The organism is Pirellulimonas nuda, assembly GCF_007750855.1.
Lineage (GTDB): Bacteria > Planctomycetota > Planctomycetia > Pirellulales > Lacipirellulaceae > Pirellulimonas > Pirellulimonas nuda.
In genome coordinates, this window is record NZ_CP036291.1 from 1,591,582 (window position 1) to 1,616,070 (window position 24,489).

Consider the following 24,489-nt stretch of genomic DNA (forward strand, 5'->3'; position numbering starts at 1 on the left):
CGGATCCCCCACCCCTGTTTTCTGCGATGGGGTGGCTATTTGCGAGCAGAAAATGCCGCGAATTGTGCGTCCCGCGGGGCCTCGCCCGGCGGCAACGGTTGCTGGTTGCACCTCTCGGCCCGTTGTTCTCGCTATCATGAAACGCACGACGGCGGCGCCATGCTCCAGAGCGGCGCACCAGGCGTTCCGCGTCCCGCTCCTCTACTGGTTGCTTCTTCGTTGCATAACAGGTTTTGCCACCCTGCGGGGCGTTCGATGCGCAGCACGCCAGACCACCGATCGACCGGGTACGTTCATCGAGCCCACGCGCCGACCGGCCTCACGAACCAGGAGCCTGGGCGTGCGTGATCCAAAAACTTGGGTGTTGGCCGCTGCGTGCGTGCTGGGCGCCGCGGCGCGGGCCGACGAGCGGCCCAACTTTGTCGTGTTCATCGCAGACGACATGAACTGGGACGACAGCGGCGCCTACGGCCATCCGGCCATCCGCACGCCGCACATCGATCGGCTCGCCCGACAGGGTCTGTTGTTCCGGCACGCCTACCTGACGACCAGCTCTTGCAGCCCGTCGCGGGCCAGCATCATCACGGGCAAGCACCCTCACAACACGGGCGCCGAACAGCTCCACTGGCCGATCCCCGCGGGGACTCAGACGTTTGTCGGGCGACTCAAGTCGATGGGCTACTACACCGCCGCGGCCGGCAAGTGGCACATGGGCGACGCGGTCCGCGACCACTTTGACAAGATCTACGAGGCCTCTCCCGATGGATTCGTGCTTCCGACCGGAGGCCGGGGCGGCCCGGCGCGGATGATCGCGCAGCAGCCAAGCGGCTGCGAGGATTGGCAGCGGGCGCTCGCCGGGCGCGACCCGTCGAAGCCCTTCTTCCTCTGGCTGGCGGCCCTCGATCCCCACCGCGAGTACGCCGAGGGCGCCCTCGATCCGCCGCACCGGCCCGGAGACGTGATCGTTCCGCCGCACCTGCCAGACACGCCCGAGGTCCGCGAAGACCTGCGGCTCTACTACGACGAGATTGGCAGGCTCGACGGCTACGTCGGCAAGGTGATGGCCGGTCTCCGGGAACAGGGGGTCGCCGACAATACGGTCGTGCTGCTGATCAGCGACAACGGACGCCCGTTCCCCCGCGACAAAACGACGCTCTACGACGGCGGCATCCGCACGCCGCTGGTCGTCCGCTGGCCCGCCAAGGTCCGCGGCGGGCAGACGACCGACGCGTTGGTCAGCGCGGTAGACCTGGCGCCGACGATCCTTGAGCTGGCGAGCGTCGGGGACGCGGGCCCGGCCCCGTTCGACGGTGAAGGATCAAGCTTCGCCGCTACGCTCACGGACCCCGCCGCGACGCGACGGCGGTTCGCGTTTGCCGAGGACCACTGGCACGACTACGAAGACCACGCACGCGCGGTGGTCGACCAACGCTTCAAGCTGATCCGCAACGACTACGTCGACCTGCCCCCCACCCCGCCGGCCGACGCCGGGCGCGGGCTTTCGTGGCAGTGCATGTTGAGGCTGCAAGCCGCGGGGGGGCTCACGCCGGCGCAGCAGGCCTGCTTTCTTGCGCCCCGCCCGCGGTGGGAGCTGTACGACCTGCGGCGCGACCCCGGTGAGCTGCACAACCGAATCGACGACCCCGCGTACGCGGGCGTCGCGACACGCATGAAGCGGGCGCTCCGGGAGTGGACCGCAGAAACCGGCGACTACATCCCCAGCCGGCGCACCCCCGACGAGTTCGACCGCGCGACCGGGGAACCCGACAACACCGTCCGCAAACGACCGCGCCCGTCGAAGCACGACATGTTCGGCGCCCATGGGAAATACTGATGCGCTACCTCCTGCTCTTGCTGCCCGCCTGTTTGCCCATCGCCGCCGCGGGCGCCACGCCGCGGCCCAACATCGTGCTGATTATGGCCGACGACGTCGGCATCGAGGCCCTGGGCTGCTACGGCGGCGTGAGCTACCGGACGCCGCAGCTCGACGCGCTGGCCTGCGGCGGCGTGCGCTTCACGCACGCGTACTCGCAGCCGCTCTGCACCCCCACACGCGTGCAGTTGATGACGGGCAAGTACAACCATCGGAACTGGAAGGCGTTCGGCGTCCTTGACCCCGGCGAGCGAACCTTTGGGCATCGGCTGCGCGACGCCGGCTACGCGACGGCGATCTTCGGAAAGTGGCAACTGCGGTCGTACGACCCGCCGGACTTCCCGGGCGCCGCGGACCGCCGCGACTCCGGCATGCACGCCAAGGACGCGGGCTTCGACGAGTACGCGTTGCACCACGCCGGGCATACCGAGGACAAGGGCTCACGCTACGCCAACCCCACGATGCTTGAGGGGGTCGCGGGGCAGGGGGGCGAGTTGAAGACCTACCCAGGCAGGTTCGGCGAGGACATCTGGGTCGCCAAGACGATCGACTTCTTGGAGCGCCATCGCGAGCAGCCGGCGTTTGTCTACTACCCCATGGCGCTGCCGCACTGGCCGTTCGTCCCCACCCCCAACAGCGACGGCTGGAACCCCGAAGAACCGGCCGCCGAGGCCCTGCGCTACGCCGCAGACATGATCGAGTACATGGACACGGCGGTCGGCAACCTGGTGGCCGGCTTGGACGCCAAGGGTTTGCGGGACAACACGGTCGTCATTTTCTACAGCGACAACGGCGCCCACATGGACGTCACTTCCAGGCTCGCTGACGGCCGCGCGATTGCGGGGGGCAAGGGCACGTCGCGCCAAACGGGGGTCCACGTGCCGCTGATCGTCTCGTGGCCGGGGCGGGTCCTACCCGCCCAGAGCGACTCGCTGGTCGACGCTTCGGACTTCTACCCCACGCTGTGCGAGCTGGCCGGCGCCCCGGCGTCGGCGGACGGGCCCCGCGACGGGATCAGCTTCGTGCCCGAGTTGCTGGGGCGGGCCGGGCCGAAGCGAGAGGCGGTGTTTTGCTGGTACGACCCGAGGCCCGGCCACGACAAGACGCAGTTCTCTCGCGAAGTGTTTGCGCTAGACCGGCGCTACAAGTACTTCCGAGACGGACGCTTATTCCGGCTCTCGGACCGCCCGCTCGAAGAGACGCTGGTCGAGCCCGGCTCGGCCGACGGGCGTGATCGGGCGGCCGTGAAGAAGCTTAAGCGCGTGATCGACGAGGCGATGGAAGGGGTCGCCGAGCCGCCGCTGGTGGACGCCTACGGCCAGCCGACCCCGGACCCCGCGGGCTGAGGCCCACGCCGCCCTGGACCCCACCTTGGCAGCAGACGGTAGCGACCCGGCGCCGCGTGGTTGACGACCGGCTCGAGCGGAAAGTAGCCTCCAGCCGACGCGCCGGACCTCCAACCGGGGCGCACAGGGACTACACTGTCAGCTACGATGTGCAGCGACGCGACGCAGTGTCGCCTAGACCCCGGGCGCGATCGCGACCGACTCCTACACCAGGGATCCCATGAAGTTGTGTTTTCCCTCCGCCACTCTGGCGGTTGTTGCGTGGATATCGTTTTGCGCGACCAGTACCGCCGCGGCCCCCGCAGAACTGGTCCGCGGCCCTTACCTACAGATGGCGACGCCGGACTCGATGGTCGTGGTCTGGCGGACGCGTGGGCCTTCGGCCCCGAGCGTGCGGTTCGGCGACTCGCCCGAGACGCTGTCTCACGCGGTCGAAGGGGAAGCGATCACCCGGCGGGCCTCGGTGGGCGTGGACGGCGAGTTCGCATCGCGGCTCTACCGTGAGCCGGCCAAGGCCGCGGCCCGCCGCGACCGGCGTGACCCGTCTCCCTCGACGCCCCCCGGGCTCTGCCAGTACGAGGTGCGGCTCACGGGACTCAAGCCGGGCACGCGCTACTACTACGCGGTGTACGACGGCGACCGCAGGCTCGCCGGCGGCGACCCGGAGCACACCTTCACGACTTCGCCGCCGCCCGGTTCGGACACCGACCTGCGGGTGTGGGTGGTGGGAGATTCGGGCACCGGCGGTTCCGACCAACGCCGCGTCTACAAGGCGATGCAAGGCCACGTCCGCGAGACGGGCCGGCCGCTCGACCTCTATCTGCACCTGGGCGACATGGCCTACGGCGACGGCACCGACCCAGAGTTTCAAAAGAAGTTCTTCGACGTCTACCAGCCGACGCTGCGGCAAATGGTCTGCTGGCCGACGATGGGCAACCACGAGGGTCACACCTCGCGCGGCGCCCGTCAGTTCGGCCCCTACTACGACGCGTACGTGGCGCCGACCGCCGCCGAGGCCGGGGGCGTGGCGTCCGGCACCGAGGCCTACTACGCGTTTGACATCGCGGGGGTGCACTTCATCTGCCTCGACTCGCACGACCTCGACCGCACGCCGGGCGGCGCGATGGCCCGCTGGCTGCAGGCCGACCTGGACGAGGCGCGGGCCGAGTGGCTGATCGCGTTCTGGCACCACCCGCCGTATACCAAGGGCTCGCACGACAGCGACACCGAGGGGGAGCTGATCGAGATGCGGACGCACATCATGCCGATCCTGGAGTCGGCTGGGGTCGACCTGGTGCTGGCGGGGCACTCGCACATCTACGAGCGGAGCATGCTGATCGACGGGGCGTACGCGACGCCAACGGTGGCCGAGGGGGTGGTGCTGGACGACGGCGACGGCGACCCCGACGGCGACGGCCCCTACCGCAAGAGCGCCGGGCTGCACCCCAACGAGGGGACCGTGGCGGTCGTCAGCGGCCACGGGGGCGCCGGCGTCGGCCGCAAGGGGACGATGCCCATCATGCGGCAGATCATTGTCGAGAACGGGTCGCTGCTGCTGGACATCAAGGGCGACGAGCTGACCGGCACGATGATCAACAAAGCGGGGGAGACAAGCGACCGGTTCCGCATCGTCAAACGCGGCCAGGTGCAGCAGGTCCGGGTCGAAGACCCCTGGCGCCCCTCGGACGACCCCTCGCAGTACACCGAGTTCTATGTCGCCTGGGACGGCGCCGCGCGCGGCGAGCCGACCGCGGGCTGGGACGTTACCCCGGCGACGGCCGACGCGGTCCGGGTCGAAGAAAAGTCGGGCAAGTACCGGCAGGCCCGCTTCCAGGCCGCCGACGCCCCGCTGACCGCGATCGCGCAGCGCTTCAGCGGCCCTGTGAGCCATATCGAGGTGCAGGTGCGGGCGCCTGCCGATCAAGAGGAGGCCGTTGGGGTCGTGCTCGGCTACCAGGGCCCAGACGACTACTTCGTGTACCGGCTCCACCCGGCCGAGAAGGCCGCGTCGTTGTCTCGGCGCCAGGGGGGCGTCGAACGAGAGCTCACCCGCAAAGCCGTCGAGGCCGACTTCAGCAAGATGGTGAAGATCTCGCTGGAACCCGTGGCGGACATCCTTGAGGTGCAGCTCAACGGCGCGCAGGAGTACACGATCAACCTCGACGCGCCGCTCCCCCCGGGAGCGGTTGGGCTGCGGGTCGAGGCGGGCGGGAGCGCAGACTTTGCGGGGATCGGCATCGAGCCAAAGCAATGAGCCCCCGCCGCAACATGCTGCCTCGGATCGCGGCGCTAGCGCTGCTCGCGGGCGCCGCGCTCCCGTCCGCGCATGCGCACCCGCCGGTAGAGCACGTGATCGAGGCGCTCACGCGCCGCATCGCCGAGGGGGAGCCGGCGGCCGAGCTGCTCGTCCGGCGCGGCGACGAGCGTCGCGGGCTGCGCCGCAACGGCCAGGCGGCGGACGACTATGCGGCTGCGTTGCGGATCGACCCCCGGCTAGGCGGCGCGTGGCTGGGCCTGGCCCGGGTCCGGTTGGCCCAGGGCCGCTACGCCGAGGCCCGTTCCGCGGCCGAGCAGGGCGTCGCCGCGCAAGCGGGCGTCGGCCGGCAGGCCCAGGACCCTGAACAGGTCGCGGACGCCGCGGCGCCCTTCTACGCAACCATCGCCCAGGCCTACGAGGCCCAGCACAAATTCGAGCAAGCGACCGACGCCTGGCGCCGGGCGTTGGGGTCCGCTAACCCAGAGATCGATTGGCGGCTGGGCCTGGCGCGCTCGCTCCAGAACGCCGGCAGGCCGGAGGAAGCGCGCGACGCGTTGGCCGCCGACATGCAGCAGAACCCCAGCGTGGTGTTGCAGCGCGCGTGGGTCGCGGCGCTGATCGAGTGCGGAGACCTGTCCGAAGCGAGCGCGCAGGTCGAGGCGGGCCTCGCCCGGTCGAGGTGGCGCGGCTCGTGGCTGCTGCTGCGGGCGCAGATCGCGGCCCGCGCCGGGTTGCCGCAAGAGGCGCGGCGCGACGCGCAAGCGGTGATCGACGAGATCGACGCGCGCACGCGGCCCGGCGTCAGCAACCCGTTGCTGGAGGAAGACCGCGCCGCGGCGGAGCGCCTGCTGAGGCAGGCCGGCGGCGGACCCGATGGCCCGTCGCCGTGAGGGCGGCGCACCGTGGCGGCTCGTTGGCCCGGGTGTAGCGGTAGCGACGGTGCTGCGGCCGCACGGCGGCCGGTTCTCCGCGCCACGCAGTGCGATCGGCATGATTGCGCGCGTCGCTTCGCCCGATTGCCCGGGCGACATTGCATAAACCCGAAGAGGGTGCGGGGAATCCGTAAGCTAGATTTGACTACGATCGGAGGGGCGAGAAGACCCCCGGCGTGGAACCAGCAATCGAAACATCACCCGGCCAAACGACACCGCGCACCAGACGCGAGACGCGCAGGCCCACTAGCCAGTAGAAAGGGTAGAACCGAGGGAGCAGCGGATGGACTCACAAGATCTGCAGAGGCTGTCCGACGTCATCGACGTCGACGACCTGATGCGTCGGTGTCTCGGCAACATCGATTTCGCGAGCCGGATCTTGGGCCTCCTTACCGGGAGGTGCGAGGCCGACCTCGTAGAACTAGAACACGCCATCGAGAACGCCGACGTTCAGCGGATCGGATCCGTCGCCCACCGGCTCAAGGGGGCGACCGCCAGCGGGGCGGCCCACCGCGTGAGCCGCAAGGCAGACGAACTGTGCCGCGCCGCGGCGACGGAGTCCCAGGAGGCGGTGTCACGCATATTTACCGAGCTCCGTGACGAATGGGGCCTGCTGGCCGATTCGCTCGCCGCACCCGCAGCGCTTTCGGTCTAGCCGAGAAGCAAAGCCGCCAAACAGCCGCGGCCACACCCGCCCGCCAGACCCGGGGGCGTAACGAACCGACACCTGCGGCCAACGAGACCACGATAGGAAGCTAACTGATGCGTGTGCTGGTCGTAGAAGACGACGTCGTCTCCCTGGAGATGCTCGAGAACTGCCTGCTCCACTTCGGCTACGAGGTGGACTGCGCCCGCGACGGCGCCGAAGGGTACGAGATGATCCGCACGGGGCGGTACTCCATCGTCATCTCCGACTGGGACATGCCCGGGATGCAGGGGGACGAGCTGTGCCGCAGGGTCCGCGAGTGCCACCGCAGCGGCTACGTCTTCTTTGTGCTGCTGACCTCCCACAGCGACATGAAGCACATCGTGGCGGGCCTGCAAGCCGGCGCCGACGACTTCCTGGTGAAGCCGTTCCGGCCCGACGAGCTCCAGGTGCGGCTACGCACCGGCGAGCGGCTGCTTTCCTTGCAGAGCCGCGACGTGATGCTGTTCACGCTGGCGAAGCTGACCGAGTCTCGTGACAACGAGACCGGCCTGCACCTCGAACGGATGCGCGAGTACAGCCGGATCCTGGCGGACGAGCTCTCCCGCTGGCCGAAGTACTGCGGCGAGGTTGACGGCGACTACGTGCAACTGATCTACCTTACCAGCCCGCTGCACGACATCGGCAAGGTAGGGGTGCCGGACAGCGTGCTGCTGAAGCCCGGCAAGCTCACCAAGGAAGAGTTCGACCTGATGAAGGGGCACACCACGCTGGGGGGGCAAACCCTCGCCGCCGTGGCCGAGGCCCACCCGAAGGAGCAGTACCTGGCGATGGCCCGCGACATCGCGATGACCCACCACGAGCGGTTCGACGGCACGGGGTACCCGCTCGGGCTGAGCGGGAAAAACATCCCGCTGTGCGGCCGCATCACGGCGCTGGCCGATGTGTACGACGCCCTCACCACGGTCCGCGTCTACAAGCCAAAGTTCAGCCACGAGAAGACCCGAGAGATCATCCTCGAGGGCCGTGGGTCCCACTTCGACCCAGACATCGTCCAGGCCTTCCTGCACCGCGAGGAAGAGTTTATCCGCGTGGCCGATGCGCTCGACGCCGCTCCGGCAATGGCCCAGTTGACGAAGCTCCAGTTCCCGTGCCCCCAGCCGGAACAGCTTGTCTAACCGGACTATCCGGAACAGCCGTGGCGTCCGGACGCCCGAGGCGTGGGGTTCGGTTCACGACCGGGCTGGTGGTTCGACGATGCGCCCCTAAGTGCGGGCCGCAATAGGCCGGCAAGGGCCGGAACTCCGTCGGGAAAGGATTCCTATGATTCGGGCAAGAAGTCTGGGCCGGCGGGCGTTGGCCGCGGCGGCGTGGCTGTGCGTCGGCGGCGCCGTTCTGGCCGACGGGGTGATCCTCAACGGGGTGTCCCCCTACACGATCGGCCGCGGCGGGACCAACCTAGCGTTCGCCGACAACGGCTCGATGCTGTTCGACAACCCGGCCGCGATGGGGTTCATGGACGGTCAGTCGATGCTGCAGATCGGCGCCACGGCCCTCTACACGGAGTTCAAGTACTCCGACCTCGAGAACGACAAGCGGGCCCAGCACCAGGTCTACCCGCTCCCCGAGATCTCCTACATCCACAAGCACTCCGACGAGTGGGCGTGCGGCATCGGCGTGTTCTCGCCCGCGGGGTTCGGCGCCATCTACAACCTCGACGGGCAGGGGGCCTTCCCCGGTCCGCAGCGGTACAAGTCGTTCGGGTCGCTCACCAAGCTCGTCTTTGGCGGGTCGTACTCGCCCGGTGAGAACGTGTCGTTCGGCGCCACGATCGGCCCGGGTCTGTCGTTTGTCGATCTGCGCGGGCCTTACACGCTGCAGGGGCCGTCGCCCTACGCGGGGCTGCCGACGCTGCTCGACCTGAGCGTCGATGGCGTGGGCCTCGGCTGGTCGGCCGGCGTCAGCGTGCAGTTGACGGAGACGACCACCTTCGGCGCCGCGTTCCAGAGCCAGGTGAGCATCGACGCCACCGGCACCGCGGACGTGGTGACGCCGATCGGCTCGACCCGTTACCACGCCGACGCGGACATCGCCTGGCCGCGCTCGGCCGGCGCGGGGCTCCGGCAGCAGATCGGCCAGCGGCACGTGCTGGCCTGCGACGTGATCTGGTACGACTGGTCGAGCGCGTTCGACACGTTCGACATCAGCCTCCACTCTTCCACCAACCCCGGGCTGCCGCCGCTGGTTGAGCATTTCCCGCTGCACTGGAGCGACACCCTCTCAACACGCGTCGGCTACGAGTACCACCGCCCCAACGGCCACGTGGCCCGCTGCGGCTACACCCACCACAACAGCCCGATCCCCGCGGGGACCATCACGCCGTACATCCCGGCCGCGATGGAGCACGCGTTCAGCGTCGGCTACGGCTGGGACTGGCACTGCTGGCAGGTGAACGCGGCCTATATGTTCACCTACGGACAGACGGTCGACACCCCGGCGAGCGACTTCATCGGCGGAGACTTTGACCAAAGCACCAACCGCGACCGCACCCACGCGGCCGGCATCAGCTTCACCCGACTGTTGGGCCGCAAGCCGTGCGGCTGTTGTGGGTCGATTGTGGAGTAGCGCCAAGACTCACCACAGAGTCGCAGCGGCCACACAGTCCAACGGAGAAGACCGCTGTCACGCCTACGACTGGCCGGCCAGCGCCGAATCGATCGCCGTGAAGCCGTTCTTGGCGCCATTGCGGGCGCCCTCGAAGCCGACGTGCGGCGCCGGGTTCCGCGCTGGGCCGTCGACGCGGGTCGGCCGGAACGTCTGCGGGACGTCGCGGTGATGCAGCGGGGCGCTGGCGGCCACGCAGAAGCGGTAGATGGAGTAGACCGGGTCACCCGCGTCCTGGAAGTACGCCTCGGAGGAGACAGACTCCAGCCAGCTCAAGCCGTTGTCCAGCAGGAACCGCTGCGGGTGGTCGGTGCCGAACGTAAACGGCTCGCCAAGGATCTGCATCCCTCGCATGAACTCCCGGACCGAGGGGGGCTGCTGGTCGGCGTTCACGATCGCGTCGCGTTCCACCAGGTCGAGCCACAGCAGGCTCTCGGGGTGGGCCAGCAGCGGACGGATGCCCGCCAGGATGTCGCGTACTTCGTCTTCCTGGAAGTACATGTTCATCCCCTCCCAGATCACCAGCAGCGGCTTGTCGCTCGGAACGATCCCTTCCAGCGTTTTCGCAAGCGGCATGGTCCGCACGTCGATGGGGGTCTCGATCCTCTCAACGCCGGGCGGGTTCGCGACGCCCTGCTCGTCGAGACGCTGGCGGCGTTCCCGCAGCGTGGTGGGGAAGTCGAGCTCGTAGAAGGTGGTCCCCTCGGGCAGCGGCAGGCGGAACGCCCGCATGTCCCAGCCGACCCCCACGTTCACGATGTGCCGCCCGCCCGCCTCGACGAAGTTCTCAACAACCGTGTCCAGGTGCCGGGTGCGTGCGGCGACCATGCCCCCGAGCTGGGGCGAACGCTGGCAGAACCGCGTGGCCAGGGCCACGCCGTGCTGACCGGCCATGGCCCTGGCGTAGGGGTCCTCGAACAGCCCCCCCGTCTCCCGTGCGCGAACGCCGGCGATCAGCTCGGCCGAAGAGGTGAGCTTGAGCTCGTACAGCGAGTTCACCCGTTCTGCGTCGAGCCCCTCGGCGCGGAGCGCGGTTGACTGGCGTGCGAAGTAGGTGGCCGAAGCCTCGGCCACCACGGTTTCGCCGTTGCGGAACTCCATCGTGATCGTCTCGATCACCGGCTTGCCGGCCAGGAACCGCTGCTGGACCCGGCGGCGCTTGTCGGCGTCGATCACCGCGGTGACGGTCAGGTCGCCGACGCTCGGCCTCAGGTATTTTAGCTCGGTCTTGAGCAGCCAGAGCGAGACCGACTCGGGCGAGGTGACCGGGTGGACGCCAACGACCGGCCAGCCCCCGAGCAGCGAGGCCAGCGCGGTGCCGCCGGTGTAGTCGGCCGACAGCACAAACATCGCGGCCTGGTGCGTGAAGTGCTGGTTGGTGGACTGGGGGTTGAGCGGCATGGTCGACGAGGCCTGGCCGAACTCGATCGAAGTCACTCGCCAGTCAACAAAGTCCAACACGGGGACCTGCTCACGTAGCAGCGAGGTCACCACATCCGGCGACATGCGGAACAGCTTGTCTTGCTCCCAACCGACATGAAACAGGGGAGCATCGTTCGCGGGGTCCATTCGGAACATGTGAGGGTCGCGCTCCTTGGCCGTAGCCTGCTGTGTAGTGGTTCTCGTCGAGCCGACGCCGGGGGAAGAAAATTCGTCGCGGACCCTCCCGCTCGCGACTCCTCCGCGTCTGTCGTTGGCTCGATTGCGGCGCGGATGTGAGATCCACGCGCTGCTTCGGCAAGGTAGACATATTTCAAGCCGCTACAACAAGAAAATAAGGAGTTCACGGCCCACCGCATCGGCTTAGGCCGGACAATTCGACAAACCTTACCCCAGCCGAACGGGCAATGGCGCAATCGTTAAAAGCTACACTTGCGCGTTCCCGTGAGCGTCCCGCTTCCTTCGTCAATGCTCGTGCGACGTAGGGTTGGTGAAAGCCCGAGATGACGCCGCAGGAAGTGTTGAACCCATCAAGCTCCGCCCGACGTGGCGGCGGTGTGAATGTCGTTGAACGAGCCGCCAGAACCGACGCCCGCCACGTCTAGCGACGAAGCGGCGCCGCGCGCCTACCTCAACGGCCGCTTCACCGTGAAGCAGCGCTTCGGCCTCTCGCAGGGGGTCGAGACGCTAAGCGCCGACGACCTACTCACCGGCGAGGTCGCGACGGTCAAGGTGGTGCCCCCCGGGGTGCTCGCCCCCGGCGTGATGATGCGGCTAGAGCACGAAGCGTCTCTGGTCTCGCGGATCGACAGCCGGTGGCTCCCGGCCATGCTGGCCCACGGCCGCGACGGCGACGACCTCTGCTTGGCGTGGCGCCGCGCGCCGGGACGCACCCTGAAAGCACGGCTGCAAGAGGGTCCGTTGAGCGTCGCCGAGTCGCTGGTCGCTGCTCGATCGCTGCTCTCTGCCCTCCGCGACCTGCACGCCGCGGGGGTGCTGCACCGGGGCGTGCGGCCAGAGAACCTAATCGTAGACGCCGCGGGGCCGGTGACGGGCGCGACACTGATCGACTTCGGCCCCACGCGGGCCATGTCGCCCGACGCTTCGCTGCGAGACCAACCGCTCGAGGCGTCGTTGTACGCCTCGCCTGAGCAGGCCGGGGCGATCGATTGCGACGTCACCGCGGCGTCCGACCTCTACTCGGCCGGCGTGGTGCTGTACCACTGTGTGGCCGGCGCGCCCCCGTTCAGCGGGGCCAGCATCGGCGCTATCCTGTTCCAGCACATGACGCAGCCCCCCCCGGAGGCGCCCCCCGGCAGCGCCCCGCCGGTGCTGGAGTCGCTGATCGGACGCTTGCTAAAGAAGGACCCGCGCGACCGCTACCAATCGGCGACCGCTGCGCTAAAGGACATCGAGGCGATCGCCGAGGGGCTCCGGCAGGGGGAGGCCAACCCGGAGGTCGTGATCGGCGCCCACGACCGCCGCACCACGCTCACCGAAGCCGCCTTCGTCGCCCGCAAGAGCCAGCTAGAGACACTCGACCGGCACACCGAGCTGGCCGCCGGCGGGCAGAGCTCGGTCGTGCTGCTCGAGGGCGAATCGGGGTCGGGCAAGTCGCGGCTGCTCGCCGAGACGCTCCGCCGCGCCGCGCACAACGACTGCTGGGTGCTCCGCGGGCTCGGGGCCAGCGACGTCGCGCAGCGCCCCTTCCGGCTTCTCGACGGGGTCGTCGAGGGCTTCCTATCGGCGGCGCACTCGAGGCCCGGGCTCGTGGAAGCGCTCCGCGCGCGGCTCGGCGATCAGGCGGGCGCCGTGGCGGCGGCGCTCCCGATGATGGCCGACCTGCTGTGCGACGAGTCTTGCCCGCTGTTCGCCCCCGAGGGGACCGGCGAGAGGCGGACCATCGACGCGCTCACCACCTTCCTGGAGGCGCTCGGCGAGATCGACCGCCCCCTGTTGCTGCTGCTGGACGACTGCCAGTGGGCGGACCACCTCACGCTCAAGCTGATCGAACGCGTCGCGGCCGTGCTGCAGCGCGGGTCCGAGTCGCCGCGCCGCCTGCTGATGGTGCTGTCGTTCCGCAGCGAAGAGGTCGACGCGGACCACCCATTGCGCAGGGTCGCGTCGTCGGCCGCGCTGAAGCTGCCCGTGCTAGAAGCAAACGAGGTCCGGCAGCTGGTCGAGTCGATGGCCGGCCCGCTGCCCGACGAGGCGGTGGACGCCGTCACCCGGCTCGCCAGCGGCAGCCCCTTCATGGCGTCCGCGGTGCTGCGTGGGTTGGTGGAATGCCGTGCGATCGAGCCCACGTCCGACGGGTGGCGCGTCGATCCCCCGGCGCTTGCCGACGCGAGCTCGTCGAGCCAGACGGCCGCTTTCCTCACGCGTCGGCTCGAGCTGCTGCCCGCCCAGTCGGTGCGCTTCCTCTCGGTAGGGGCGGTGCTCGGCAAACAGTTCGACCTGCAGACGGCCCAACGGCTGGCGCAGATCAGCCCACGCGAGGCGATCGGCTTCCTCGACGAGGCCCGCCGGCGTCACCTGCTGTGGACGCGTCCCGACGGGGCGCACTGCGTGTTCATCCACGACAAGATCCGCGCGGCCCTGCTGGATCGCATGCCGGGCGAGCAGCTCCGCCAGGCGCACCGCCAGGCAGCGGAGCTGCTGCTCGAAGAATCACCCGACCGTGCGCCCGAGATCGCACACCACTTCGACGCGGCCGACGAGGGGGGGCGGGCGTTGCCGTTCGCCCTGCGGGCGGCGTCGCAGGCGCGTCGCCAGTACTCGTTGGAGATCGCGGAGCAGCAGTACCGCATCGCGCTGCGCGGCGCCCGGTCGGACGAGGACCGCCTCCGCGTCAGCGAGGGGCTGGGCGACACCTTGATGCTCCGCGGCCGGTACGACCAAGCGGGCGATTGGTTCGACGCCGCGGCCGCGCTGGCCGAGGGCCCGCTGGCGAGCGCCGAGCTGCAGTTCAAGATCAGCGAGCTCGCGTTCAAGCGCGGCGACGTAGGCGCGGCGATCAGCGGGTTCGAGCAGTCGCTCGCGATGCTCGGGTGCCGCGTCCCGCGCCGCGCCTGGTGGGCCGCGTTGCTGCTGGTGCGGGAAGGCCTGGTGCAGTCGCTGCACACCGCGATGCCCCGCCTGATGCTGCACCGCGTGCCGCGGAAGCCGAACGACGCGGAGCGCATGACCCTGCGGCTGCTTAGCGCGCTGGCGCATGGGTGCTGGTACTCCCGCAGCAAGCTGCTGGCGTTGTGGGCCCACATGCGCGGCATCAACAGCGCGGAGCGATTCCTTCCGAGCGCAGAGCTCGCGCAGGCGTACTCCGAACACGCCCCGGGCATGACGCTGGTGGGGCTCTACAGCCGCGGGGTGGCGTACGCCGAGAAGTCGCTCAAGCTCCGGCAAGAGCTGGGCGACATGTGGGGGCAGGGGCAGTCGCTGGTGTTCTACGGCATCACGCTGTTCGCGGCGTCGCGGTTCGAGGAGTGCATCGACCGCAGCCGCGCGGCCATCCGGATCCTCGAGCGGATGGGCGACTACTGGCAGATCCACATGGCGCGTTACCAGATCGCTGCGTCGCTGTACTATCTGGGCGACCTGCGGGGGGCGATCGAGGAGTCCCAGATCAACTTCAAGTCGGGGCAGGAGACCGGGGACGAGCAGGCCTCGGGGATCATCCTCGACGTGTGGGCCCGCGCCGCGGCGGGCGAGCCCTCGCTCCCGCAGATCGACGCAGAAGTGATCGAGGCCGAAGCCCAGCGGCCGCGCACGGACGCCCAGGGAACCAGCCAAGTGATGGTGGCCCAGGGGGTCTGCCGGCTGGCCGACGACCTGCCGGGGGCGATCGAGCTGTTCGAGCGGGCCAACGACTCGGCCAGGCGGGCCGGCGTCCGCAACGCCTACACCGAGGGCGCCGCTGTGTGGGCCGCCGCCGCGCGGCGGACGCAATGCGAGCGGGTGACCCACGTAACGCCCGCCCGCCGAAAGGAGCTGCTGCGAGCGGCACGCCGCGCCGCCCGGCGGGCGCTGCGGTCCACATTGCTGTGCCGCAACGATCGGCCCCAGGCGCTGCGCGAGCACGCCCTCACGCTCGCTATGGCGGGCCGCCTGCGGCGCGCCCGGCGGGCTTTCGCCGCGGCGATCCGCTGCGCGACGGCGCTGCAGCAGCGCCGGCAGTTGCTCCAGACCTTAGAAGCAGCGGCGCGGGTCGGGGCCGAAGCGGGCTGGCCCGAAGCGGACGAACACCGCCGCCTCGCCGGCGCGCTGCTGGTCGAGCTGTCTGTGGCGGCCGACGCCATCGGCGGGGGCGCCGTCCAGGAAGAAACCGTGAGCCTCTCGCTCATCGACCGGTTCGACACCGTGCTCGATTCGGGACGCAAGATCGCGTCGTCGTTGGAGCCCAGCGCCATCTTCGACGCCGCCCGCGAGTCTGCCCACCGGCTGCTGCGGGGCGAGGAGTGCGAGGTGCTGCCCGTCGAGCCCCCCGCGGACGGAGCGTTGCCGGCAACTCCCGACGCAGACCTGATCCAGCGCGCCATCGAAGCCGGCAAGGCGGTGGTCGCCGACCAGACGCTAACCGACATCTCGAGCGCCGACCAGGCAGAAGGGCGGCAGGGCTCTGCGCTGTGCGTTCCGGTCTACGTCCGCGGCCGCGCCGTGAGCGTGTTGCGGGTCGTGCACCGCGGCATGCAAGGCTTGTTCGGGCCCGACGAAGAGCGGCTGGCCGACTTTATCGGCACCATCACGGGCGCCGCGTTGGAGAACGCCGAAGGGTTCGCCGACCTGCAAGAACTCAACGCCTCGCTCGAACAACGCGTCGCCGAACGCACCGCGGCCGCGGAGCAAGCCAACCAGGCAAAGAGCCGGTTCCTGGCCACCATGAGCCACGAGATCCGCACCCCCATGAACGGCGTGCTGGGGATGACCGAGCTGGTGCTCAGCACGCCGCTGAGCGATCAGCAACGCAACTACTTGGGGACCGTGAAGAGCTCTGGCCAGGCGCTGCTGACGTTGCTGAACGACGTGCTGGACGTCTCGAAGATCGAGGCCGGCAAGATGGAGCTGGAGCACATCGGGTTCGACTTCCGCGAGGTGGTGACCGACGCGGCCCGCCTGCTGGCGGTCGCGGCGTCGGGCAAGGGGATCGAGCTGCTCTGCCGCGTGGCGCCCGACGTGCCGCGCCAGGCGATGGGAGACCCCAACCGGGTTCGGCAGATCGTGGTGAACCTGGTCAGCAACGCGGTGAAGTTCACCTCCGAGGGGCACGTGCTGGTCGACGTGTCGCTGGACAAGCAAGAAGGGGGCAGTGCGTCCGTCCACTTCCGCGTGCAGGACACCGGCATCGGGGTCGCCCCAGACAAGATCGACGCCATCTTCGAGGCGTTCCGGCAGAGCGACAGCTCCACCACACGCCGCTACGGCGGCACCGGGCTGGGGCTCTCGATTTCGTTGCAGCTCACCAAGCTGATGGGGGGAGAGATCTGGCTCGAGAGCGAGCTGGGGGTCGGCAGCACGTTCCACAGCGTGATCCCGTTCGCCGTCGAGCCGCACGACGCCGAGGCCGTCGCCCCGACCGCCGAGTTGGAGGTGGAGGTCGTGAGCGGTAACGCCCAGGCGCGGCGGATCCTGGCAGAGATGCTCACGGACTGCGGGCACCGCTACACCGCGACCGACCGTCCGAGCGGTCGGGCGGACCTGGTGGTGGTCGACCTCTCGGCGGCGACGCTCCAAGAGTTCGAGGCGGCCGAGCAGGTCTTGGCCCTCCCCGAGGCGGGCCGCCCCGCCATCGTGGTGCTGACCCCTGCCGGCAGGGTCGAAGCAGCCGACCGCTGCCGCGAGCTGGGCCTGTGTCATCAACTCATGAAACCCGTCAAGCAGCGCGAGCTGGCCGAGACGATCGCCGCGGCGCTCGGCGCCCGCGACCGCGCCGAGGTCGCCGAGGCGCCCGCTGCGCAGGCGCCCGCCGGCCAGGGCCTGCGGGTGCTAGTGGCCGACGACAGCCCCGTGAACCAGATGGTGGCCCAAGGGCTGCTGGAGCTGCTGGGGCACGAGGTGACCCTGGCGGACGACGGGCGGATGGCGTGGGAGCTGCGTCAGCAGGTCGACTTCGACCTGGTGCTGATGGACATCGAGATGCCGGAGATGGACGGCCTTGCCGCTACCCGCGCCATCCGGGAGTGGGAGCAAGCGCAGGCCCGCGGGCGGGCGCCCATCTACGCGCTGAGCGCCCACGCGGCCGCGGAGCTCCCCGCCGAGTGGCTCGACGCCGGCATGGACGGGCACGTGGCCAAGCCGATCGATCCCGAGGCGCTGCAAGGGGTGCTGGAATCGCTCACCGCGGCCGCCGTCTGATCCCCCGCGGCAAGCCGCCCCTGCCTGCCTCGCCGGCCGGGCCGTCTGGCCCATTTGATTTGATTGTGGCGTCCCGGGCGGCTATCCTCCGAGTTCGGCTTCGGGGCGGCAGATCGCCGACGTCATCTCGTTCAAACAATACCGAAGGGGTCCGTGCATGTTGTCGTATTCAAAGGCAGTAGCGTTCTCGTTGTGTCTGGCCGCGGCCGCGTCGGCCGTAGCGGCGGAGGAGGACGAGGGCTGGTTCTCTGTGTTCAACGGCAAGGACCTCACGGGCTGGAAGGTCTCCGAGAACCCGGCGACCTTCTCGGTGCAGAACGGCGAGCTGGTGACCAAGGGCCCACGCGCGCACGCGTTCTACGTGGGCGATGTCGGGGGCGCGGACTTCACCAACTTCGAGTGGAAGTGCGAGATCTTGACCAAGCCCAACTCGAACAGCGGCATGTACTTCCACACCGAGTACCAAGAGGAAGGCTACCCCGCCAAAGGGCACGAGGTGCAGGTGAACCAAACGCACGGCGACCGACGCAAGACCGGCGGGCTCTACGCCGTGCAGGACGTGATGGACGAGTCGCCCGTCAAAGACAACGAGTGGTACACCCAGCACGTGATCGTCAACGGCAAACGCGTGATCGTGAAGGTCAACGGCAAAGTCACCTGCGACTACACCGAGCCGGACGACTACACGCCCCCCGCCGACCGGCCCGGCCGGCAGTTCTCGCACGGCACGATCGCGTTGCAGGGGCACGACCCCGCCAGCGAGGTGCACTTCCGCAAGCTGATGGTCAAGCCGCTGGACTGATCCAGCGGTCGAGCCGCACCCGGACGGCGAGGCTCACGGCTACTCGACAGCGCTAACCCTCGAGCGCAACCGTGCGACCACACCCCAGCGGCCCTAGTCCGGGGGTGTGGTCGCGGTCGGCAAGTACGAGCGGCCGGTCGGGTTTACGCGTCGGACTCCGGCTCATCGCCCTGGGGCGCTGGCGCCGGGCGCCGATCTGGCGTCGCGGGGCGGTCGCCATGCTCACCGCGGCGGGGCGGAGGGCCTTGCTCGTCCATCGATCCGCGGCGTGGCGGCGGCCCTTGGTCGTCCATCGATCCGCGGCGTGGCGGGGGGCCTTGTTCGTCCATCGAACCGCGGCGTGGCGGCGGGCCTTGTTCACGCATCGATCCGCGGCGTGGCGGCGGGCCTTGTTCGCGCATCGATCCGCGGCGTGGCGGAGGGCCTTGTTCGCGCATCGATCCGTCACCGGGCGGCGGGCCTTGGTCACGCATCGAACCGTGGCGGGGCGGCGGGGGAGGTCCCTGGCCGGGGCCCGGTCCGCGACCTTGTTCGTCGCCACGCGCTCCCTGCGGCGGGGCAGGGGGGGGCCGTGCGCCACAAACTCTTCGAGGGAGATCATGCCGTCGCCGTCGCTATCGATCTCTTTGAAGAGCTCTTCGGGGGGCGGGGGCCCCTGCGGCGGTTGGCCCTCGAAGTAGACCTGTCCCTCCGGGCCGCCCCGCTGTGGGCCCCGGTGTTGGGGGCCCGGGTGGTGGGGGCCGCCTTGTTCGCAGCCGGGGCACGCCGCGCCCGCCGCGGCGCCTTCGTCTTGCGACGGTTCTGTCTGGGCGTACGCGACCGCGACCGCCGAAGCGACCGCCGCCATCCCAAACGCCAGCAAATAGCGTTTCATCCTTGCTTACCTTTTTTGTTCGACCGGGGAGAAGACGGGCCGCCGTGGTTGGCCGCCGCTACCCTTTGGAACGCAAGCCGGCCGCCGACTTCTACAGCGACCCCAAAAAAGATGCGGCCGCGGAACGGGTTCCGCGGCCGCTTGCTCGCCTGCTCAGTAGAGCGAACCTGGGGTTCGCCCTAGCCGCGTCGCGATGGGCCCTGCTGCCCCAGCGACGCGGCGCGAACGCCCTGCGCCAGCGGCGCCGGCTCGGCCGGTTTCGACGGTCGCGCAGCGGCGTCGCCCCGGTCGTCGGCCTTGGGTCGGTCGACGTCTGCTAGGCCTTCGGCCAGCGCCTGGTCGCGCGCGTGCGCGTCGGCCAGCCGTGGGTCGCGCCCGGCCGCGCCGTCAGACCGGCCGGCGATCGGTCCCCGCGGCGCGGGCCGCTGTGGTCCTTGAGGCGACTGCGCCGGGCGCGGGACCCCCTCGCGATCGACCACCACCCGGGTCGCCGTGTCGTCGGCGACCTGGATGCTGTCGTTCTGCCCGGCCCGGATGCGGACCAGCTCAATGCCGTCAAACTGCACCTCGGCGGCGCCGAGGCTCATCAGGGCGCCGTCGATCGCGATCACGTCGCGCCCCTGGGTCGTGTCTACCACCAGCGTGTCGCCCGTGCCGGCCAGGCCGTCGATGGCGATCCCCCCCGGCAGGTCGAGCGCGCCGATCGACGCGGCGAGGCGGATTGTGTCGCTCCCGCGGCCCCCGACCAACACGATCTGCTCAACAGACTGGGCCAGTTGCGAGTGCAGCACGGCGCTGGTGCGGTTGTCCACCAGCCGGACCTGGTCGCCGGCCACGGTTAGCGTCGCGTCGAGCGGCGCGTCGCCGGTTTGGTGGGCGTAGTAGAAGACCCCTTCGCCGAAGAAGACGTTCTCGCGCAGCCCGGAGACCTCCGTGTTCCGCATGATCACGTCCGCCAGCGTGACCCGCTCGATCGCCGCAAGCGCCTCGCCAGACATCGTGTTCTGGTACCAGAGGCGGTCGCCGTCTCGCAGGCGGGAGAACTGATCGGCGATGATCGTCCTGCCCAATTCGCCCAGGCTGCTGCCCGAGGCGTGGTCCTCCGCCAGCACCCCGACCCACGCGTCGATGTCATCGACCGAGCCGTACAACTGCTCAAGCTTCGACGCTAGCTCCGGGTCGGACGTGATCTGGTCGAAGCTGGTGACCGGGGCCAGGCCGTAGTCGATGCGGGTCTGGTTGTAGTCGGCCAGGCCGTGGTCTCGGCCGCGTTGGATGTTCAGGCTCACCAGGTCGAACCCGCCGGCGCCGGGGGCGCCGAACAGGAAGTTGCGGACCCCATCCACCACCAACGGATCGACCTCCTGGGCGAGCTGCTGCGCGGCGCCGGCCAGCAGGCCGTCGATGCCGTACTGGCTGATCTGGTCGGGCGCAAAGAACGCGTCCGCCAGCGCCAGGTTGCCCGAAGAAGCCACATTGCCGGAGCTGTCGAGCCGCAGCAGCTCCGCAGAGAGCATGCTGTGCCCGAAGCGGTAGGCCGCGGTCGAGAAGACGTTGGCGATCGTCGCGTTCACCGCCGGGTCGTAGCCCTGGTAGTCCTCGATGGCGTCGATCCCCAGCAGCGCCGGCAGCCACTGGTTGTAGGTGATCGCCTGGACCTGGGCGATCACGATCGACCGCGCGGCCTGGTAAACCTCCTCGTCGGACAGCGAGGGGTCGGCCGCGGCGATCTCGCCGGCCAGGCGGTTGTGCTCGCGCACCCACAGCGTGTGCATGCTGGTCAGCGCGACGTTCTCGTTGGCGCGGATGTCGCCGGCCAAGAAGAACCCGCCGTCGCCGGTGGGGAGCAGGTCCCCCTCGCTGGTCAGCATCCTCCCCCCCTCGAAGGAGCGGAGCGAGTCGGATGTCGCTTGGTCCGACCCGTAGATCATCGAGCCGTCGATGTAGGCGGTGATCGAGCTCACCTGCTGGCGGACCCCCGCCTCGTCGACGACGTACTCGGACCGGCTCAGCCCGATGGAGTCGACCCCCACGAAATCGGCGTCTCCCTCGGGCACCTCGATGGGAAGCGCCTCGGCCGGGTCGGCGCTGTCGGTGAGGTCGATGTCGTGGTCGATGAACTGCCCCCACAGCCAGACGAAGTCGGTCAACTGGCGGTCGTTGGCGAGCTCAGTCGTTTGGTCGGCAAGCGTGTTGCTGACCTCCCGCGCCGAGGGTCGGTCGGCGCCGGCCGCCTCGCTCAGCCCGTCGGCGTACTCGGCGGTGGTGAGCCGCTGCAGGGCGATGCCGGTGGAGCCCCACAGGGGGTTGGCCAGGTTGTTGCCGGCGCCGTCGACCGAGTAGACGGCGGCGGAATCCGACTGCGCCGCGGCGACCCCCCAATCCAGCAGCGTCTGCTGGTCGGCGGCGTCGGAGACGCCCGCTAGGTCCGCGGCAAGCATCTGCCGAGACTCGAGCGTCTGGTACGACAAGGATTTCCGGGTTCGAGATGTTGGTTTACGCACGGCTTTGCCTCTCTGTTCCAAGGAGAAGAGTGAAGGGACCGGCGCCGCCGAACATCGCGCGGGCGATGCGGTTGGGCGCGGCCACAATGTGCCTAGAGCGTCGGTTCCTCCGGGGGTGATGGGGATGAGTTGAGCGCGGGCGGCTGTCAAACGGCCTCAAAACGTTCGGCAGCGCACGCGCAGTAGCGGCCTACTCAGACGAACGGGACGCCCGTGAAATTTCTACAGAGGCTCCGGAAATTATTTTCAAGAATCCTTGGCCCAACCGATCCAGGAGATCGACGTACGTCGATTGTTCATTGACAATGAAGGAGCGAGGCCACCAGCGCCCCATCGGGCGAAGCCCCCTGCCGCGTCGCCTTGAGGTGTGGGAGTCGTCCTAAGCAAGGAAATACTGAACCACGCCATGAACTACGCGTCGGATGATCAAGCGCGCAGCGATCAGTCGCCAGGCGATCAAGCGCTCGACGAGCGGATGCTGGCCGGCGACACGGCGGCGCTGGCCGAGGCGTTTTCGCGTTGCCGCCAGCGTCTGGGCCGGATGGTGCAGTTCCGGATGGATCGCCGCTTGGCGGGCCGGGTCGACCCCGACGACCTGCTGCAGGAGGCCTACCTGCAAGCGGCGCAGCGGCTCGATTCTTTCGCAGAACAGAACGCGGGCGAGCGGCGGCTGAGCGGCTTTCTGTGGCTCCGTTTGATCGTGTCTCAGACGCTGGTCGACGCCCACCGCCGCCACCTGGGCGCGCAAATGCGAGACGCCACGCGCGACGTGCGTCTGAACGCCGGCCCCGCCGGGGGCCCCTCGCCGGTAGCCACCTCGATGTCGATCGCACAACTGCTGGTCGGCAAGCTGACGTCGCCGAGCCAGGCCGCGGTCAGGGCAGAGATCTCCCAGCAGCTCCAGCGGGCCATCGCCTCGATGAGCGCGCTCGACCAGGAGGTCATCGCGCTGCGGCACTTCGAAGAGCTGTCCAACGGAGAGATCGCCGAGGTGCTGGGGATCGAGGTCAAGGCCGCCAGCATCCGCTACGTGCGTGCGCTCCGCCGGCTCAAGGGGGTGCTGGCGGGCGCGTCGGATTTTCACGACCTTCGGTCCAAGCTAAGCTGCGCCCCATAGACGCTTGAACCAGAGAGGCGCCGTTGACTGCTCCTGATCCGGACCGCGACCCCATCGAGCTCCTGGCGGAGGAGTTCCTTGCGCGCCAGCGCCGCGGCGAGCGTCCCGAAATCGAGGCGTACGCCGCGCAGCGGCCGGAGCTCGCCGCGGAGATCCGCGACCTCTTCCCGATGATCCAGACGCTCGAGGATTGCAAGACGGACGACGCCACGCCGGCGGGCAAGCCCGACCCGGCCTTCGCCCGCCCCGAGCGGCTCGGCGACCTCGGGCTGGTGCGCGAGATCGGCCGCGGGGGGATGGGGATCGTCTACGAGGCGGTGCAAGACTCGCTGGGACGACGCGTCGCGGTGAAGGTGCTGCCCCACCAGACCTTCTTCGACACCAAGAAGCTCGAACGCTTCCGCAGAGAGGCGCGCTCGGTCGGCGCCCTCAACCACCCGAACGTCGTCACCGTGTACAGCGTCGGAGAGCAGGACGGCCTGCACTACCTGGTCATGCAATTGATCGAGGGGGCGAGCCTCGACGAGCTGATCGAGCGGATCGCCAAACTCATGCGCGAGCAGAGCGACCCGTCGGGCGGCCCGGGTGCGGCTGCCGCGGACTCCACTCCCGACGTGCTTGCCCAAGCGATGCTCAGCAACGATTTTCGTGGGGTGGCCGCCGCCACCACGGTCGTCTCGGGTCGCCTCGGGCCTCCGCAGGCCGGCGCCCCTCCAGGCGCCTCCACCCCTGCGGCGCAGAACCTCTCGGAGACGTGGCCGGTCGACCCCAAGGCGCTCGGCGTCGGCCCCCCGGGCGGCCCTCCAGTGTCGGGCCGAAAGACATCCGCTCGCACGACGGCCGGCCGGAACACCGCGCCCTCCCTACCGCCGGCCTACTGGCAAACGGCCGCAAGGCTCACCGAGCAGGCCGCCCTGGCGCTGGCGCACGCCCACGCCGCGGGCATCCTGCACCGCGACATCAAGCCGGCCAACCTGCTGATCGACCGCGCGGGCGACGTCCGCGTCACCGACTTCGGCCTCGCCAAAGCGCTCGAGCACGACGAGCTCAGCCGGACCGGCGAGCTGATCGGCACGCTCCGCTACATGGCCCCCGAGCAGCTCAGCGGCCGCGTCGACGCGCGCTCCGACGTCTATAGCCTCGGGCTCACGCTCTACGAGCTCCTCTGCTTGAAGCCCGCCTTCTCCGGCGCCACGCCCAGCGTGTTGCTGCAAGCGATCACGTCGTCCGAGCCGACCCGTCCACGCGCCATCGACCCGACGATCCCGCGCGACCTGGAGGCGATCACCCTGAAGGCCATCGCGCCCGCCCCCGAAGACCGCTACGCTACCTGCAACGACTTCGCGTCCGACCTGCGCCGCTTCATCGAGGGCCGGCCGATCGCGGTCGTCCCGCCGGGGCCGGCCGAGCGGCTGCTGAAGTGGCGGAGGCGGAACCCGCTGGTCGCTGGGCTCTCGTTCGCGGTGCTCGTGTTGAGCCTCACCACGGCCGTCGGGCTGATGGGCTTCTTGTTCGCCCCGGCGCCCCCGTTCGCGGGCATGGGCCCGCCCGAGGCGGACAGGCAGGAAGACCCCTCCCGCCCCGGCCGCCGGCCTCCGCCGCCGCTACGCCGGCCGCTCGACACCGGCGCCGATCCGCCGGGCGCAGACGCGCGCGGCTGAGGCCGTTGGTCGCACGCCTTGC

14 protein-coding genes are annotated in these 24,489 nt (G+C 69.5%); 11 read left to right on the forward strand and 3 right to left on the reverse strand.

From position 1 onward, the window contains the following. The first annotated feature begins 340 nt into the window (after window positions 1-340). From Pla175_RS06720 to Pla175_RS06750, 7 genes are all read left to right on the forward strand, one after another. Complete coding sequence (locus Pla175_RS06720; RefSeq protein ID WP_391527853.1) at window positions 341-1,834, forward strand: sulfatase family protein; 1,494 nt, start codon at window positions 341-343, stop codon at window positions 1,832-1,834. Beyond that, window positions 1,834-3,219, forward strand: a complete 1,386-nt coding sequence (locus Pla175_RS06725; RefSeq protein ID WP_145282418.1) for a sulfatase-like hydrolase/transferase — start codon at window positions 1,834-1,836, stop codon at window positions 3,217-3,219. Before Pla175_RS06720 ends, Pla175_RS06725 begins: the two co-directional genes overlap by 1 nt. Before the next feature lie 331 nt (window positions 3,220-3,550). Next, window positions 3,551-5,473, forward strand: coding sequence for a purple acid phosphatase family protein (locus Pla175_RS06730; RefSeq protein WP_197527315.1), 1,923 nt, complete (start codon window positions 3,551-3,553; stop codon window positions 5,471-5,473). Beyond that, entirely contained in the window at window positions 5,470-6,366 is an 897-nt protein-coding gene (locus Pla175_RS06735; RefSeq protein WP_145282423.1) for a tetratricopeptide repeat protein, read from the forward strand. Before Pla175_RS06730 ends, Pla175_RS06735 begins: the two co-directional genes overlap by 4 nt. A 325-nt stretch (window positions 6,367-6,691) precedes the next feature. Continuing rightward, complete coding sequence (locus Pla175_RS06740; RefSeq protein WP_145282425.1) at window positions 6,692-7,063, forward strand: Hpt domain-containing protein; 372 nt, start codon at window positions 6,692-6,694, stop codon at window positions 7,061-7,063. 107 nt (window positions 7,064-7,170) lie between these two features. Beyond that, complete coding sequence (locus Pla175_RS06745; protein ID WP_145282427.1) at window positions 7,171-8,232, forward strand: response regulator; 1,062 nt, start codon at window positions 7,171-7,173, stop codon at window positions 8,230-8,232. A gap of 145 nt (window positions 8,233-8,377) precedes the next feature. Continuing rightward, window positions 8,378-9,679 (forward strand): OmpP1/FadL family transporter, encoded by a 1,302-nt coding sequence (locus tag Pla175_RS06750; RefSeq protein ID WP_145282430.1) that lies wholly within the window; start codon window positions 8,378-8,380, stop codon window positions 9,677-9,679. A gap of 63 nt (window positions 9,680-9,742) precedes the next feature. Here the strand turns inward: Pla175_RS06750 and Pla175_RS06755 are convergent, their stop codons facing one another. Next, window positions 9,743-11,287, reverse strand: a complete 1,545-nt coding sequence (locus Pla175_RS06755) for an SAM-dependent methyltransferase (protein ID WP_197527316.1) — start codon at window positions 11,285-11,287, stop codon at window positions 9,743-9,745. Between the two features lie 432 nt (window positions 11,288-11,719). Here Pla175_RS06755 and Pla175_RS06760 point away from each other — a divergent pair, with 432 nt between their 5' ends. Together Pla175_RS06760 and Pla175_RS06765 are read left to right on the forward strand one after the other, a co-directional pair. Next, window positions 11,720-17,509: a response regulator gene (locus tag Pla175_RS06760; protein ID WP_145282434.1), complete on the forward strand. Its 5,790-nt coding sequence runs from the start codon at window positions 11,720-11,722 to the stop codon at window positions 17,507-17,509. Between the two features lie 157 nt (window positions 17,510-17,666). Next, on the forward strand, window positions 17,667-18,311 hold the full coding sequence (locus tag Pla175_RS06765) for a 3-keto-disaccharide hydrolase (RefSeq protein ID WP_145282436.1): 645 nt from the start codon (window positions 17,667-17,669) through the stop codon (window positions 18,309-18,311). Between the two features lie 52 nt (window positions 18,312-18,363). On the opposite strand, the gene Pla175_RS06770 is transcribed toward Pla175_RS06765, so the two are convergent. Both Pla175_RS06770 and Pla175_RS06775 read right to left on the reverse strand, forming a co-directional pair. Next, entirely contained in the window at window positions 18,364-19,185 is an 822-nt protein-coding gene (locus Pla175_RS06770) for an EF-hand domain-containing protein (RefSeq protein WP_145282438.1), read from the reverse strand. A gap of 179 nt (window positions 19,186-19,364) precedes the next feature. Next, entirely contained in the window at window positions 19,365-21,656 is a 2,292-nt protein-coding gene (locus Pla175_RS06775; protein ID WP_231954236.1) for a peroxidase family protein, read from the reverse strand. Window positions 21,657-22,095: 439 nt separating this feature from the next. Here Pla175_RS06775 and Pla175_RS06780 point away from each other — a divergent pair, with 439 nt between their 5' ends. Further along, on the forward strand, window positions 22,096-22,806 hold the full coding sequence (locus tag Pla175_RS06780; protein ID WP_197527317.1) for a sigma-70 family RNA polymerase sigma factor: 711 nt from the start codon (window positions 22,096-22,098) through the stop codon (window positions 22,804-22,806). Window positions 22,807-22,829: 23 nt separating this feature from the next. Next, a complete protein-coding gene (locus tag Pla175_RS06785) occupies window positions 22,830-24,467 on the forward strand; it encodes a serine/threonine-protein kinase (protein ID WP_145282440.1) in 1,638 nt (545 codons plus the stop codon). Window positions 24,468-24,489: the final 22 nt, after the last annotated feature.

Excerpts from the sequence above, each read along its gene's own strand:
- Pla175_RS06725 (WP_145282418.1), top strand. The coding sequence starts at position 1,834 with ATGCGCTACCTCCTGCTCTTGCTGCCCGCCTGTTTGCCCATCGCCGCC.
- Pla175_RS06730 (WP_197527315.1), top strand. The coding sequence starts at position 3,551 with ATGGCGACGCCGGACTCGATGGTCGTGGTCTGGCGGACGCGTGGGCCT.
- Pla175_RS06735 (WP_145282423.1), top strand. The coding sequence starts at position 5,470 with ATGAGCCCCCGCCGCAACATGCTGCCTCGGATCGCGGCGCTAGCGCTG.
- Pla175_RS06740 (WP_145282425.1), top strand. The coding sequence starts at position 6,692 with ATGGACTCACAAGATCTGCAGAGGCTGTCCGACGTCATCGACGTCGAC.
- Pla175_RS06745 (WP_145282427.1), top strand. The coding sequence starts at position 7,171 with ATGCGTGTGCTGGTCGTAGAAGACGACGTCGTCTCCCTGGAGATGCTC.
- Pla175_RS06750 (WP_145282430.1), top strand. The coding sequence starts at position 8,378 with ATGATTCGGGCAAGAAGTCTGGGCCGGCGGGCGTTGGCCGCGGCGGCG.
- Pla175_RS06755 (WP_197527316.1), bottom strand. The coding sequence starts at position 11,287 with ATGGACCCCGCGAACGATGCTCCCCTGTTTCATGTCGGTTGGGAGCAA.
- Pla175_RS06760 (WP_145282434.1), top strand. The coding sequence starts at position 11,720 with ATGTCGTTGAACGAGCCGCCAGAACCGACGCCCGCCACGTCTAGCGAC.
- Pla175_RS06765 (WP_145282436.1), top strand. The coding sequence starts at position 17,667 with ATGTTGTCGTATTCAAAGGCAGTAGCGTTCTCGTTGTGTCTGGCCGCG.
- Pla175_RS06770 (WP_145282438.1), bottom strand. The coding sequence starts at position 19,185 with ATGAAACGCTATTTGCTGGCGTTTGGGATGGCGGCGGTCGCTTCGGCG.
- Pla175_RS06780 (WP_197527317.1), top strand. The coding sequence starts at position 22,096 with ATGAACTACGCGTCGGATGATCAAGCGCGCAGCGATCAGTCGCCAGGC.